This window comes from Leptospira alstonii serovar Sichuan str. 79601 (genome assembly GCF_000347175.1).
GTDB classification, from domain to species: Bacteria; Spirochaetota; Leptospiria; order Leptospirales; family Leptospiraceae; genus Leptospira; species Leptospira alstonii.
On the sequence record NZ_ANIK01000007.1, the window covers coordinates 14715 to 28889 of the forward strand.

The 14175-nt window shown below is 45.3% G+C and carries 11 protein-coding genes; 6 read left to right on the forward strand and 5 right to left on the reverse strand.

Annotated elements, in window-relative coordinates; all coding sequences use genetic code 11:
* Positions 1 to 90: 90 nt before the first annotated feature.
* Positions 91 to 837 carry an enoyl-CoA hydratase/isomerase family protein gene (locus tag LEP1GSC194_RS02045; protein ID WP_036040790.1) on the reverse strand — a complete coding sequence of 249 codons (747 nt, stop codon included), beginning with the start codon at positions 835 to 837 and terminating at the stop codon, positions 91 to 93.
* Positions 838 to 1023: 186 nt separating this feature from the next.
* On the reverse strand, positions 1024 to 1821 hold the full coding sequence (gene thiM / locus LEP1GSC194_RS02050; protein ID WP_017809087.1) for a hydroxyethylthiazole kinase: 798 nt from the start codon (positions 1819 to 1821) through the stop codon (positions 1024 to 1026).
* A 343-nt stretch (positions 1822 to 2164) separates the two neighbouring features.
* Here thiM and LEP1GSC194_RS02055 point away from each other — a divergent pair, with 343 nt between their 5' ends.
* Entirely contained in the window at positions 2165 to 3406 is a 1242-nt protein-coding gene (locus LEP1GSC194_RS02055) for a M48 family metallopeptidase (RefSeq protein ID WP_020772084.1), read from the forward strand.
* 7 nt (positions 3407 to 3413) lie between these two features.
* Here the strand turns inward: LEP1GSC194_RS02055 and sph are convergent, their stop codons facing one another.
* The 3 genes from sph to LEP1GSC194_RS02075 form a co-directional block, all read right to left on the reverse strand.
* Entirely contained in the window at positions 3414 to 5198 is a 1785-nt protein-coding gene (gene sph / locus LEP1GSC194_RS02060) for a sphingomyelin phosphodiesterase (RefSeq protein WP_081605017.1), read from the reverse strand.
* Positions 5199 to 5359: 161 nt separating this feature from the next.
* Positions 5360 to 6061, reverse strand: coding sequence for an IspD/TarI family cytidylyltransferase (locus tag LEP1GSC194_RS02070; protein WP_020772091.1), 702 nt, complete (start codon positions 6059 to 6061; stop codon positions 5360 to 5362).
* A complete protein-coding gene (locus tag LEP1GSC194_RS02075) occupies positions 6039 to 7307 on the reverse strand; it encodes a diaminopimelate decarboxylase (protein ID WP_020772078.1) in 1269 nt (422 codons plus the stop codon). The genes LEP1GSC194_RS02070 and LEP1GSC194_RS02075 overlap by 23 nt, the downstream gene beginning before the upstream one ends.
* 75 nt (positions 7308 to 7382) lie before the next feature.
* Between LEP1GSC194_RS02075 and LEP1GSC194_RS02080 the strand changes: the two genes are divergently transcribed.
* The 5 genes from LEP1GSC194_RS02080 to LEP1GSC194_RS02100 all read left to right on the forward strand — a co-directional run bounded on the left by LEP1GSC194_RS02080 (position 7383) and on the right by LEP1GSC194_RS02100 (position 13978).
* Complete coding sequence (locus LEP1GSC194_RS02080; RefSeq protein ID WP_020772086.1) at positions 7383 to 8459, forward strand: zinc dependent phospholipase C family protein; 1077 nt, start codon at positions 7383 to 7385, stop codon at positions 8457 to 8459.
* Positions 8460 to 8465: 6 nt separating this feature from the next.
* Positions 8466 to 10949 carry a penicillin-binding protein 1A gene (locus LEP1GSC194_RS02085; RefSeq protein ID WP_020772060.1) on the forward strand — a complete coding sequence of 828 codons (2484 nt, stop codon included), beginning with the start codon at positions 8466 to 8468 and terminating at the stop codon, positions 10947 to 10949.
* A 101-nt stretch (positions 10950 to 11050) separates the two neighbouring features.
* Entirely contained in the window at positions 11051 to 11461 is a 411-nt protein-coding gene (locus LEP1GSC194_RS02090; RefSeq protein WP_002995359.1) for a bactofilin family protein, read from the forward strand.
* Positions 11462 to 11512: 51 nt separating this feature from the next.
* Positions 11513 to 12631: a peptidoglycan DD-metalloendopeptidase family protein gene (locus tag LEP1GSC194_RS02095; RefSeq protein ID WP_020772072.1), complete on the forward strand. Its 1119-nt coding sequence runs from the start codon at positions 11513 to 11515 to the stop codon at positions 12629 to 12631.
* 282 nt (positions 12632 to 12913) lie between these two features.
* Positions 12914 to 13978: an alpha/beta hydrolase gene (locus LEP1GSC194_RS02100; protein WP_020772070.1), complete on the forward strand. Its 1065-nt coding sequence runs from the start codon at positions 12914 to 12916 to the stop codon at positions 13976 to 13978.
* The last annotated feature ends 197 nt before the right edge of the window (positions 13979 to 14175 follow it).

The following is a 14175-nucleotide window of genomic DNA, read 5'->3' on the forward strand; positions in this document are numbered from 1 at the left end:
AGGAACGGTTCATTCGGACTAAAACGAATTCAAAAATTCTAATGGTCAAGAGTTCAAACTCATCCGAAATAGAATATTTGTAAGAAAACGTTATTGCCGAATCGTTTCCGCATACTCCTGAACCCTCTGAAAAAATTTCGGATCTTTCAGTACGGAAGCGAACTCATCGAATTCGTTTTTCAAATTTTCGTATAAGTTTCCCATAAAATAGTTATTCGAAATTCCCTTTAAAACGGATAACATATTAAAATCCCACTGGGAAAGTTTGGAAGCGATTTGAACCGCGTGTTGCAAAACGTCCTCTCCCTCGTAAACCTCGTCTATAATTCCTAAACTCAAAGCTTGGGAAGATCGAATCGGATCTCCTTTTAAGGTCAAACTCAAGGCTTTGGAAGGTCCGACCTTTCTGGCGAGAGTCGTAATCAAAGGAGGGCCCCCGAATCGTATCTCGGGCCTGAAAAGAATCGCCTTTTTTTCGGATATTATGTAATCTCCGCAAAGAGCCAAATCGAACCCCCCGGCGGACGCAAAACCCTTTAAAAGCGTGATCACCGGCTTCGGAAAACTATAAAGCGCATAATGATATTCTAATATTCTATGACGAAAAGATTCGAGTTTCGTTTGAACGACTTCTTCCAAATCGTAACCGCTCGAAAAATGTTTGCCCGAGGAATTCAGAAGAATCGCCCGTACCTCGTCGTTCTTTGCGTTTGTATTGAATACGTTTTCAAGTTCGTCCCTGATTTGTACGTTCAATGCGTTGGATTTTTCAGGCCGGTTGAGGGTGACGACAAGAACCTGATTCCTCAGTTCGGTAAGTAAACACTGATACTTCATGTTTCGATCCTTTTTTAGTTCAAATAAAAACGCGAACGATCTTAATCTCGAACGCATCCCCGGCAAGAAAAATTTACGTAACGGAAAATGACGCCTTACCGAATCGCAAACCTCAGCTTAATAGTATATTCTAATATTCTATTCTTCCAAATCCGGATTTCTATCGAACCTCCTTTCAAACGGCGACTATCGTTCGATCGAAAGCAGACTCAATCGATCCAAAAAGTTCACCGCAAAACTTCCGGGGCCGTTCGAATCCTTCGCGGCGCGGGAACCCGCGATCGCAAAAACGGCGGAAGCGGAAACAGAGGCGCGTAACGGATCTTTTTGAACTCCTAAAAAAGAAGCGATGAGCGCGCCCAAGGAACAACCGACTCCGGTAACTTTGGTCATCATCGGATCTCCGCCCGGAACCGCGATCACGTCGATTCCGTTCGTAACGTAATCCACTTCGCCGCTTACGGCGACAACCGCGCCGGTTTTTTCGGAAAGTTCTTTCGCAAAAGATAAAACATCCGAAGAGCGGGCGGTAGAATCGACTCCTTTACCTCCGCTCCCTGTTCCGGCTAACGCAAGTATTTCGGAAGCGTTTCCTCGGATCACGGTCGGTTTAAATTTTAGAAGTTCCGTCGCCACTTCCGTTCTAAAACCGAGGACGCCTACGGCGACGGGATCCATTACCCAAGGAGCATTTTTTTGACAAGCCGCGGATGCCGCGATCTTCATGGCCTTAGCGTCGTTCAAAGTTACCGTGCCGACGTTGATCAATAACCCGTTTGCAATCTTTGCGAACTCTCCCGCTTCCTCTTCGGCGATCACCATCGCAGGAGACGCGCCGACTGCGAGTAAAACGTTCGCAGTCCAATTTGTGACCACGACGTTCGTCATAACGTGTGTTAGTGGGGAATGTTTTTTTAATTCGAAAAGATCTTCTACGATTTCCCTTGCGGGCCAGACTCTTTCAAGGATTATATTTTTTGACATAGTATTGGGTTTATTCTAAAAAAGAGAATAAGATCTTGTAAAGAATTTTCGTTCTTCGGTTTAAAAAGAAAGGTACGATCCGATATCAAACCCGACCACAGGACTTTCAAAAAACGTTTAGGGCATTCCCCGCCTGTAAACTTACCGTATCAAAAAATGAAATCAAAAATCGCAGGCGGGTCGGGCTACTCCAGGTTCGTCGCAAAGCGACTCATCTCGAACCAAAGGTTCGAGACGCGCCTTCCGTATCCCTAATGCGTCGTCGTACGCGAAAATCATTGACTTACGACGGAATCGTTTAAAAATCACCGAAGCTTTCAATCTAAAACATTTTGGAAATCAAATGCGACTCAAAACCGTTCTACTGATCTTTTACGTATTACAAATTTTTTTCACAATTGCTATGAAGTTTCTTTCCTACCAAGGAAACGATTCCTCCCAACTGCATGAGCAAATTCTAAAGTATTTTACGCAGGAAGACGTTCAAAAAGGAATCGAATACGCAAGAAGGGGATTTTTCGCCTCGGTCCTTTCCGACCTTATCGATTTCGTCGTGGCCGGACTTTTTGTTTTTTCTCCCCTTTCCGTTCGTTTGGAAGAATGGATCGAAAAAAAAACCGGAGGTCGTTTTTATCTCACGGTTTTACTTTTCTTTTTCGTCTTCTGCGCGATTCAATTTTTAATTTCCATTCCCTTTCAGTATTATTTCGGATTCGTACTGGAACACCGATTCGGTTTTTCAAAAATGACCTTTCCGGATTGGATCCTATACACCGCAAAAGGACTTGGGATCGGAATCGTAGGAGGAAGCGTCGCCGTTTTAGGAATCTCGTTCCTCTTAAAAAAATTCGAAAAGATTTGGAAAATTTTAATACCCGCAACTTCTTTGATACTCGGACTTTTAATCTCCATTCTTTTTCCGATCGTGATCACTCCCTTATTTTATGAATACAAACCGATCGAAGAAGGAAGTCTCAAAACAAAAATCTTCACCCTCTGCAATCAGGCAAACATCCAAGTGGAAAACGTTTATGTGATCAACGAGAGTAAATACTCGGGACATACGAACGCATACTTCACCGGCTGGGGTGAAAATCGAAAAATATTCTTATACGATACCTTGATCCAAAATCATACGGAAGAGGAAATTGTAAGCGTACTGGGTCACGAAATCGGACACTGGACTTACGATCATCAGATCAAAGACATTCTCATCGGTACGTTCGAGACATTCTTTCTTTGTATGATACTGGGATTCCTATTTCAAAAATTCAAAACGGAAAAGTCGATCTCGTTACGGGAATTGTATTCCCCCTCCACACTTCCCTTTTTGTTTTTACTACTTTCACTTTTCGGATCCCTGACAAAACCCGTTTGGAGCGCATTGAGTCGATATCAGGAAACGGAAGCGGATCTGGAAGCGCTCGTTCTTACCAAAGATAAAAAGTCCTTTATCAGCACCGAAATCAAAATGGCAAAGGACAATCGAGGGAGGCTCGATCCGCATCCGAGCGAAGTGTTTTATTATCATTCGCATCCGACCACTCTACAAAGAATCGAATTCGCAGAAAGATGGAAGGAATGAATTTCGCCTAACGATATATGAGATCCCTACTCCAATCTCTTTCGGGAGTGGAATTGAGTCGGAGATAAAAGGTTTCTCTCGGACTGACGGATCTCATCCAAAGAAAGATATGTTCACTCCAGTTTCCCGTGTTCCAAACGGTAAGATAGTAATACTTTGCCAAGGCCGTATTATAATCTTTGAATGCGATTCTGCTACCGTCTCCTAGACAACCTCCGAGGATGTTTACGATTTCGAGTCGATTGGAACCGTTATTGAAACCGGGATAATAGGCGTAGTTCGCGTTTCCGCCGCCAAACCACCAACTCCAAAAATAATTTAAATAAAAAGAAGATTCGATTCGTACAAATCCTCCCGTAATACAAGAAGGATTCGAGTCCGGATCGCCTTCCTGTAATAAATTGAATTTTGCCAAATCGGTTTCTTCCGTCGTGTCCGCTTTCAACCATCCGTTCGGTCGATCAGAATTTGCTTGAATTCTTTTTCCGGTGGCTGCGGACACGAAGGAAACTTGATCGTATTTTCTTCTATGTCCCGATCTCGTCGGAGTGGAAACGTCCGCATAGACAAAACCGTAAACGGGATAACGTTCTGAAAATTCGTAACTCGTATATCCGCCCGGTCTTTTCCAGGTTCTCGGCGAAATCGGATCGTAGGCCAAATTTTGCCAAACGGGCGGTTGGGCGTGAGATTTTGAAACGAGTATATAAGCCGAATATGCGGGGGCCTCGTTCGGTCGTCTAAAAGCGGCCATTCCGTTGTTTTTTGTGTTCCATGTAAAAGGGACTCCCGCGTATCTGGAAGGATTTACGTTCAATTTATTAAGCATATCATAATATTCACCACTACCTTTGTGTACGTTCAAATCTCCCGCGATCAACACGGTTTCGTTGTTCGGAATTTTTTTTAAGGCGATGAAATTTACGATATCGTTGAATTGTTCCGCTCTTACGGGTTTTCCCGAATCGGCACACGCCGCGTCCTTTGTTTGGACTTGGGTTCCTACGATATGAAACTTCTTTCCGTTTTTATCGATTCTCACGTAAGCGAATCCTTTATGATAAGAAGCATCCGCGCCGCATCCGGGATTATTGAAGATGTATTGTATCCTTTCTTCGATCGGCCATTTGCTTACGACGACAACCCCTCCGTTGGTAGACGTGGATCTTCTGTAAGTTCCGAAAGTCGCGTTCCAACCGTCTTGGGTTCTTCCGATCACATCGGTTTGATACGGATACGTCGCACGAATTCCGTCTAAGAGAATTTTTCTCCCGTTATCATCGGAGAGACCTTCAAACACGATCACGTCTTGATTTTTTATATAGTCCGAACTCGCGATCCGTTCCGCTCTTTCGTTTTGTCCCCAATTTCCCCAACCCGAAAGTGAGGCCGACATGATCGAGACGTTGTGACTTAGAATTTTAATTTCCACATTGGAACCTGTTGAACCTGAACCTGTTGAACCTGAACCTGTTGAACCTGAACCTGTGGAACCTGAACCTGTGGAACCTGAACCTGCTGGACCTGAACCTGCTGGACCTGAATCGGCTGGACCTAAATCTGCTGGATTAGGATTCGCAGCGCGAGGAGTTGCAGAAACAGGATTTTCAGGACCGGAATTGTCAGGACCAAGATTTTCGCTATTTGCATTTTCATTTCCTAAAGCGACAAACAACAACATAAGTAAATCAAAGTAAGAGGTTTGTTTATCGGCCGAACAACTTAAGCTAAGAAATAGAACGAGGCAACAACTTACAAGAAGCCTCAGCTTTTGGGGTCTCTTCGTTCTCATATACTATCTCCATTCTTTATCTTTGTGTCTTATTACTATACACGGCTAAAAAAAGAAGACCAGCGTTTTATAAATAAGTGCTTAACGAAATCGATCTTATACAATACTTAAGTAAAGTTAAGAATATCGTCTTTTAGTAATACGTTTTCGGTTTCGATTTCTTACGAAATCTTTTGAAATAAGGAGGAATAGAATTCCGCAAGTTCCAAGTCTTCCTTGCGCGTAATCTTGAGATTGAAGGGATGTGATTCTACGATGGAGGATTTTTTTCCCGCGCCCAATGCCCAGGAACAAAGATCTGTGGGAGTCGAATCCGTCGGAAACGTTAGTAACTCTTTCAAAACGTCGCCTCGGATTCCCTGAGGGGTTTTCATAAACAGGATATGTTCCCGATCCAAAAGCGATACGGTTCTTCCATTCAATTCTTCTAATACGGTTTCTGAAGTGCGGGAGGCCAGGGTGGCGATTCCGTCGGAACGAACACTTTCACAAAGTCGATCCAATTCTTCCGCAAGAACGAAAGGCCTGGCCGCGTCGTGAACCAAAACGATGTCCTCGCTTTGAAGATCCAAAGCGGACAAACCGCAAAGCATGGAGGCGTGTCTCGTATCGCCGCCTTCCACGATCCGGTCCTCGTCCCGTAAAAACGGAGCGCAGACCGTTTCGGTTTGAAGAATGGAATGGGAAACCAAAACGATCCGTTTTTGTTTCCCCCAGTTTTGAAACCGTTTTAAAGAGTGAAGTAAAACGGGTTCGCCGTTCAGTTCCAAAAACTGCTTCGGAATCTGCGAACCCATTCTCGAACCGGTTCCGCCGGCGAGTATCAAAACGTAAATTTTTTCAGAGAGAAACAGGGATTTCATTCTGAAAGATCTGTTCCAAATTCTGACGTTTCCGAATGAGTCTAAAACTTCCGTCCAAATCCACCAGAACCTCCGCCGTTTCGGGAAAAGAATTGTAGTTTTTCGCGGACATGGAAGAACAATACGCGCCCGCTCCTTCCATTACAACATAATCTCCTAATTTAGCTTTTCCTGTTATTCTTGTGACCGGTCCGCCGCCTTCGGCTTGGGTAAATAAGTCCCCGCTCTCGCAGCAGTGTCCCACGTAAACGTATTCCTCGGTTTTTTCGGAAGAAACCTCGTCCCGAGGAACGACGACTAACGGATGTCTTGCGGCGTAAAGGGAAGGCCTCGTGTTTACGTCCATCCCCGCGTCCAGTTTTACGAACGTATAACCGCCGTTACCCGTGGAAACCACGTCGTCTACGGAGGTTACGACGACTCCGTTATTCACCATCATGAAAGAACCGGGTTCGATCTCCAGATGCAGTTCGGTTCCGTTCTTCTTCGCGAATTCTTGGAAGAGTTCAACCACTGGTTTGCCGATCGTTTGGAAATCGGTGGTTTTTTCGTCTTCCATTCTTCCGACCTTAAAACCGCCGCCTAAATTCAAGATCCTGCACTCCGGAAATTGCGCGGCGATGTCCAAAGAAACCTGAGCGACCGTTCTCCAAACCGCCGGATCGCTACCCGATCCGATATGAGTGTGAACCTTAAAAATTTTGAGATCGTATTTGGAGGCGATCTCCTTTACTTTGTTTATATCCTCGTGCCAAACTCCGAAGGAGGAAGTTTTTCCGCCCACGTCCGTCTTTTTGGTCTGCCCCGAACCGAGCCCCGGATTAAAACGAACGCTGACTTCTTTTCCGGGAAATAAATTTCCAAAGGCTTCCAATTGACGTAAGGAACAAGCGTTGAAAATCACGCCCTTTTCCACCAATTCCTTGAGGCCCTTTGCGAGTTCCTGAGAAGTCAACATAATCTCTTCCGGTTTGAATCCGTAGTGAATCGCTCTCAACACTTCGAATTCCGAACTCGCGTCGATCCGAATCCCCTTTCGTTTCATAATCTCCAAGACGGTTCGATTGGGATTGGCTTTCATCGCGTAACGTACGGTAAGTCCGTAGCCGTTCGGAAACGCAAGCGCGGTGTCGCAGCTTTTTTCGATCCTTTCCCGGGAATAAACGAAAACGGGAGTTCCGAATTGTTGCGCGATCGAACGCACTTGAGACTCCGTCAAAAATTTTAATTTTTCTATTGATTGCATAGTGAAACGTACAATTCTAAATGGTTTTAGAACACGCTCCGAAAGAGTTCCGTTTTTTTAAAGGCATTTTCCGTCATGGCTGGCAAAATCACTCATCTTGAAGTCCTTTCCCAGGTTTGTAAACACCTGGATCACGGAACCGCGGACCAAAGAAAAATTGCTGTCCTCATGCGCGCGGAATCCAACCGTAAGTTCGCGAACATCGGAGCTATCGCTCCGGATATATTTTATTTTTATCATGTTCTTTCTCCTCGAAAAACAAAAAAGGCCACAACCTGGGGAGACATGAGTCATCATAACTCCGTCGCGGAACTCGTCTTGAGTTTTTTGGATCTGATCCTACAAACCGAAGAGGGAATTCACAGAGACCGTTACATCGCGTTTACGCTCGGTTATATCTGCCACTGCGTCGTGGACATAGTCACTCATCCGTATATCTTTTACATCTCCGGAGACTTTTACAACAAGGACAAAAAGATCAGCAGCCTCGCGCAATACAATCATATGCGAGTGGAGAACGCCCTCGATTCCTGGTTGCTCGATTACAGATGGGGAATGACTCCGAAAGAGTACGACTTCGTTCATCACGTCGACGCCATCTTCAAATCCGAAAAAAAAATCTGGAAGATGGACCCTATGCTCTGGCATTTTTGGCTCCGAGGTCTCAAGGAAACCTTCTCGGAAGAATTCAAAAAACATTATATAGGTTCGGAAGACAAAATCATCCCGGGAGATTTGTTAAACGAATCCTTTCTGGGTTATCTGGAATTTCACAGGATTATGGATTCCAGAAGCAGATGGGTGCGGGGCACTTTGAAGTTCCTGGATCAGATCACGTTTCACAAAGTTCGCTCCTCGGTTCTGATGCTTCCTCTCAAGGAACATATAGACAAACGGATCATGAACGAGGCAAAAAAGAAATGGAACTACCCGGCCGATCCTTCGATCGTAAGGGAGGATTCCTTTGTGGAACTGATCAATCGTTCGGCGCAAAACGGCAAGGACGCGCTGACCCACGCGTGGAATTATCTCGAAAACAAAATGAGCCGCACCACATTCTTAAAGGAATACCAAGGATACAACTTGGACACGGGACTCCGCTTTCAAGGAGTGGACAGTATGAAGGAATTTTCTCCGTTGGAAGAAGTTTAATCGAATATGAAACAAGAACCAGTCAGTTATCTTTTCCGTTTTTTCGTCATTCATTTCCGGGATCGGGTTCTTCAGAGAATCGCAAACTCCGAAAATCCCCTGAAACAACTCGTCAAACTCTGCGCGGGTCTGTTATTTCTGAACGGATTTCTGTTCGTATTTTCCATTAAGGATTTATGGAGAGTTCCCGAATCCAATCAGTACGAAAAACCTTCCGTTCTTTACGGACTGAACGATAAGAACGAGTACGAGCCGATCGCGGAGTTCTACCGTTTTTCTCGCGTCGTATTAAACATCAAAGAACTTCCTGCCGAAGCGGACGGAAAACCGAACAAACTCATCCGCAGTTTTGTTTCCACCGAAGACAATCAATTTTATTCTCATTGGGGACTGGATCTACGCGGAATATTCCGAGCCTTTATGGTCAACCTTCTCGCGGGAAGAATCAAGGAAGGGGCCTCGACGATCACACAACAGGTCGCTCGTTTAAAGTTCTTAAACACGGAACGTTCGTTTTTAAGAAAGGCGAGAGAAGCCTGGCTCGCGCTTTTATTGGAAGCGGTCTTCGACAAAGACACTTTGATGGAAATTTATCTGAACGAAATCCCGCTCGGACACGGAACGATCGGAGTCGGGGCCGCGGCGAGATTCTATTTTCGAAAGGACGTCAAAGAATTGACTTGGGGAGAATCGGCTCTGCTCGCGAGTTTGACGACGAGACCCACCGAATTTTCGCCTTTGGTCAATCCCAATTCTTCCAGCGCGAAGGTGCGGGTCGTATTCAAGAAGTTCGTGGAAAACGGAATCCTTGACGTCAAAACCGCGGAGAAAGAATACGAAAGTTTTTCTGAATATTATATAACTTTAAACCGTTCTCCGAACGATTCCGCGTTCGGAGACAGGCTCAACCGTTTCCCTTACTTTACGGAATACGTTCGTAAAAACCTGACGCGTTATATTCCGAAAACGACGCTTTACAGCGGCGGTCTCAAAATCTATTCCACCTTGAACATACAACACCAGACTCAGGCGGAAAAGGCCTTGTATGCGGGATTAAAAAACCAAACGGCACAATCCAACCAAAGAACCTTTACGAAGATAGACGCCTTCGACGACGCCTACGGAGACATATACGAACTACTGTCTATGTTAAACGAAGTCCCGGATTTTAAGTTCAAAATTTCCAGATCCGGACGAACGTTCAACCGCGCATGGCAGGAGGATCTGAGGGACGAACTCGGAGCTCTCAATCTTTTGAGCGGAACGGAAACCCTGGGAGAAGCGATCGATTGGAGTTATAGAAGTCAACAAACCGAAGACTTTCTGCTTCCGGTGGAAGGGGCTTTGATTTCGATACGTCCGGATACGGGATACATCACGGCAATGGTGGGAGGTTCGGGTTTTCGATCGGACAACCAGCAAATCCGCGCCTTCCAAGCGTTCCGCCAGCCGGGTTCCGCGTTCAAACCTCTCGTGTATGCGGCCGCGATGGAATACTACAATCAACATCCGGATCCTAAAAAGAACGTCACGGCGGCTTCTCTCTTCTCCGATTCTCCTTTACAATACGTATTAGAAGACGGTGATGAATGGAATCCCTCCAATTATACGGGGGAATATTCAGGATTTATAAAACTCCGGGAAGCGCTCGAACTTTCCAGAAACAGCGTCGCGGTCCGCGTGTTGGAACACACCGGAATCAGCAACCTTATGCCGAACTTGGAAAAAATTCTCCAGATAGAAAGCAGATCCATTCCTAAAAATTATTCCATCTCCTTGGGAACCTTCGAAGTTTCTCCGTACGAATTGGCCCGCGCTTACGCGGTGATCGCTTCCGGAGGAAAACAAGTGTTTCCGTTAAGCGTTCTTTACGTCGAGGACGGCTCCGGAAACGTAATCAAGGATTTTCGGGACGAAGCGACTAAACAGGAAAGAAAACAAATTCTTTCTCCGGAAATCTGTTTTATACTCACTTCGATGATGGAGGACGTGATCAAAAAAGGAACCGGAACCGGCGCCACGTCGTACGGTCTCAGCCGTCCCGCCGCGGGAAAAACCGGAACGACGAATAACTTTCGGGACGCCTGGTTTGCCGGTTATTCCGCCGAACTTGTGAGCGTGGTTTGGCTCGGTTATGATACCGGAACTCTTTCTATGGGGAAGGGAATGTCCGGAGGAGTGGTCGCGGCTCCGATCTGGGGAAGGTTTATGTCCAATGCACTTTCTCGGGAAAAATCGAAACCCTTTCACTTCGGAGAAACGGGGGTCATTCGAAAACAAATCTGTTCCATCTCCGGAAAACTTCCGGGTTCACACTGCAATCAAACCGAAGAAGAATATTTTACGAAGGAAACCGTTCCCAAAGAAATTTGCGACGATCATCGCGGAGCGGGTTTTACACAGGAACCCGATCCGCCTTCCCACCCAACTCATGTGAAAAAGAAGCAGAAAACCAATATTTTCCAGGGTGACGATGATTTGATTCGGTAATTCCGAACAAAAATACTTGTCGTTTTGGGATTGAGTACACAAATAGATTTACGGCATATCCCGATTCAGGGATAGGTTTTGATTGTTAGCAGGAGTTTTAGATGGCCATCGGCAGGGAAAATAATAATAGCGTAATCGGTCCAGGGTCCATTTTCGAAGGGAAATTTTATATCGCGGGTTCTCTTCGCATCGACGGCAAATTCGAAGGAGAGATCAAAACGGATGATACTCTTTATATCGGAGAAACCGGAAAGGTAAGAACCAATATCTCGGCCAAAGAAGTGACCGTTTCCGGAACGATGATCGGAAATATCAAAGCCGAAAACGAAGTTCGTTTGGAAGAAACCGGAAGACTTCTCGGAGATATCATCGCCCCTACTCTTCACCTTGCCAAAGGAGTGGTTGCAAAAGGTAACATAACGATCACAGGCGGACAGAAGAAAGACGCGAAAAAAATCGTGGAAGAATCTTTCGGCGGAACCAGGACTTTAGACAACGGAAAGGACGAATAAGTCCTTTTCTCTCTATAGGAAAGGCCGCTTGGCGGCCGATATTTTTTCTGTATGATCTTCAAAAAGCCCAGACAACTGACTGCAGGAAAAGAACTCCTTCGGACGGAAAATTTTACCCTGATCTACCTGGGCGCATTTCATTTTCATTATTCGTTTTATTTTAGAGGAAATCTCTATCACGGAAATCTGGACTTTCGAAGAAGGAAGTTCCGGCTTATTCCCATATTCGCGTGCGTCGCGCTTTTTCTCGCGTTCTTGGGATTCGGAATGAATCCGAGTAACGCAATGATGGACTCTTCCGGACACGAAGTCAGCGAAAACGATTCCGAGGACTTAAAGGCAAAATCGGGGGACGAAAAGTTTTTGGAGGAATCCGAAAAGGCCAAACTCACGATTTTGATGGCGAAGGAACTCAAAAACCCTTCCGAAAAGAAAAAACAACTCAAGGTCACCTCGTATCGAGTGAAACGGAACGAAACGTTAGCCGAAATTGCGACTCGTTTTAAGGTTTCTATGGAATCCATCGCGGGTTCGTCCAATATCAAAATCGATGATACGCTTTACCCCGGTCAAATATTAAGTATTCCTAATAAACAAGGCCTTCTTTACAAGATGAAAACGGGGGACACCGTCGCCAAGGTCGCCAATCTTTACAAGGTCAATCTGGACGAGATCCTATCGGAAAACAAACTGGAAGATCTGGATATTCTTCGGCCCGGCCAGAAAGTATTTTTACCCGGCGCTGTGATTCCGGACCCAGCCCCTAAATGGGTGATCCCGGTCGGTTCGAGAGTCGTAACTTCCAATTTCGGTTTTAGAACCTTCCCTAGAAAAAAGTTTCACGAGGGTCTCGACTTAAAAGCGTTTTACGAACCCATCGCCGCCGCAAGAAACGGCAAGGTAATTTACGCCGGATGGATGGGCGGTTACGGAAACGTGGTCGTCATCGAACACACGGACGATTTCAAAACTCTCTACGCCCACAACTCCAAACTTTTCGTACAACGGGGCGATTATGTTTTGGCCGGAAAAAAGATCGCAAGATCCGGTTCTACCGGTTATTCGTTCGGCCCGCATTTGCATTTCGAAGTCATCAAAAACGGACAGCCGGTCAATCCTTCCAAATATTTAAAGGGACTTACATTTCGGAAGGGCGGACCTACGCACTAATGTTTGTCGGTTCTCTTTTGAGACTTTAGACAGTTTTATATTCACCTGACCCCCTAATTACGAACTCCCGCGCTTTTAAACAAACAGTAAAACTCGAACCTTTTCCATACCAATATAGATAAACTCGGAAAAATTTTAACCCTGACATCTGACCCCTATCCACTGACATCTAAAATGCGCCCCAATTCGATGTTAGGAACGAACGAAACGATCTTTCAGCCAAAAAAATTTGAAGGAAGAAATTGATTTCAATCTTGGAACGGTCGTAGAATATTTCTTAAAATGAAAACCGTATACGTATTCCTTATCCTTCTACTCTTCGCATTCCATTGTAAGACATCCTCCATCGAAGAACTTCTGGACCAACGACTGATCAAAACCTACGATCAAACCGAAACACTCAACTTATACTATGCGACGATCAGAGCCCAAGACCCGAACTCTGAAAACGGATGTAACGATTCCTATTTTTTAACGACAGCCGGTCGAGAACTGAAAACCGGATATTGTATCGTAAACGTTCCCGCAAACCGCGAGGTGGGAGCGCTTCCGTCGGGACTCGGAAGCCGGGAAAATTTCTTTCAGTTTTTAGGACACAAACCTTTTGAAACTCGCGGGAACATGATCGAAGATCTCAAAAAAGATCCGTTCGACGAAGTGCTCGTATTCGTACACGGATTCAACGTAAAATTCGAAGAAGCGATTCTTAGAGCCGGTCAAATCCGATACGACCTCAAATTTCCCGGCAAAGTGGTGGTTTTTACTTGGCCCGCGGGAAGCAAAGCGGGACTGATCGATCGGATATTACTCAGGGGAACGTATGAAAAAAATCTTTCCTCGGCTCGATCATCCCGAAAAGAATTTAAGGATTTTCTAATGTCTCTGCAAAACGCGGAAAAAAAGATCCACCTGATCGTTCATTCTATGGGACATCAGGTGGCCGTACCCGCGTTAGACGAAATCGGAAAACAAACGGATAAACCCTTGATTAGCGAGTTGATTCTCACCGCTCCGGACTTTGATTCCGGAGAATTTAGACTTCTTTCGGATTCTCTTTCAAAGGCCGCCAAAAGAACGACCCTATATTGTTCTCCCGGAGACAACGCTCTCCTGGCTTCCTCATCCGTAAACCAAGGGGAACGACTCGGTTCCTGTACTCGAATCCCGGGTTTCGACGTGATCAACGTGAACCCGGTCGATTCTTCCCTGATTTCCTTGGGACACGGATACTATTCTTCCAGACCTCTCCTAACGGATATCTATCAAATTCTCCTCGGTGTCAAAGCCGAGAAGAGGCTCTTTATCCGAAAGTCTTTCGGAAACGAAAATTATATCCTGAGAAATTAGAAAGGAAACGAAGCGCTTTAGTTACTCCGAAAATTCATATTCAACTTTTATTAATTAACGTGAGTTCGGCGTGAAAAAATTTGGGCGAATCCGGCCTTAATAGGCCGGACCGCGCTTTCTGCTCCAATCAACAAATTGACGGTTTGCTCGAAAAACGGTTTTATTTCGTCATTCCAATTTGTTGATTCCGCTTCAAT

What these genes read in the sequence shown, in the direction of transcription:
- LEP1GSC194_RS02045 (WP_036040790.1), bottom strand. Translation starts at nt 837, where the DNA reads ATGAAGTATCAGTGTTTACTTACCGAACTGAGGAATCAGGTTCTTGTC.
- thiM (WP_017809087.1), bottom strand. Translation starts at nt 1,821, where the DNA reads ATGTCAAAAAATATAATCCTTGAAAGAGTCTGGCCCGCAAGGGAAATC.
- LEP1GSC194_RS02055 (WP_020772084.1), top strand. Translation starts at nt 2,165, where the DNA reads ATGCGACTCAAAACCGTTCTACTGATCTTTTACGTATTACAAATTTTT.
- sph (WP_081605017.1), bottom strand. Translation starts at nt 5,198, where the DNA reads ATGAGAACGAAGAGACCCCAAAAGCTGAGGCTTCTTGTAAGTTGTTGC.
- LEP1GSC194_RS02070 (WP_020772091.1), bottom strand. Translation starts at nt 6,061, where the DNA reads ATGAAATCCCTGTTTCTCTCTGAAAAAATTTACGTTTTGATACTCGCC.
- LEP1GSC194_RS02075 (WP_020772078.1), bottom strand. Translation starts at nt 7,307, where the DNA reads ATGCAATCAATAGAAAAATTAAAATTTTTGACGGAGTCTCAAGTGCGT.
- LEP1GSC194_RS02080 (WP_020772086.1), top strand. Translation starts at nt 7,383, where the DNA reads ATGGCTGGCAAAATCACTCATCTTGAAGTCCTTTCCCAGGTTTGTAAA.
- LEP1GSC194_RS02085 (WP_020772060.1), top strand. Translation starts at nt 8,466, where the DNA reads ATGAAACAAGAACCAGTCAGTTATCTTTTCCGTTTTTTCGTCATTCAT.
- LEP1GSC194_RS02090 (WP_002995359.1), top strand. Translation starts at nt 11,051, where the DNA reads ATGGCCATCGGCAGGGAAAATAATAATAGCGTAATCGGTCCAGGGTCC.
- LEP1GSC194_RS02095 (WP_020772072.1), top strand. Translation starts at nt 11,513, where the DNA reads ATGATCTTCAAAAAGCCCAGACAACTGACTGCAGGAAAAGAACTCCTT.
- LEP1GSC194_RS02100 (WP_020772070.1), top strand. Translation starts at nt 12,914, where the DNA reads ATGAAAACCGTATACGTATTCCTTATCCTTCTACTCTTCGCATTCCAT.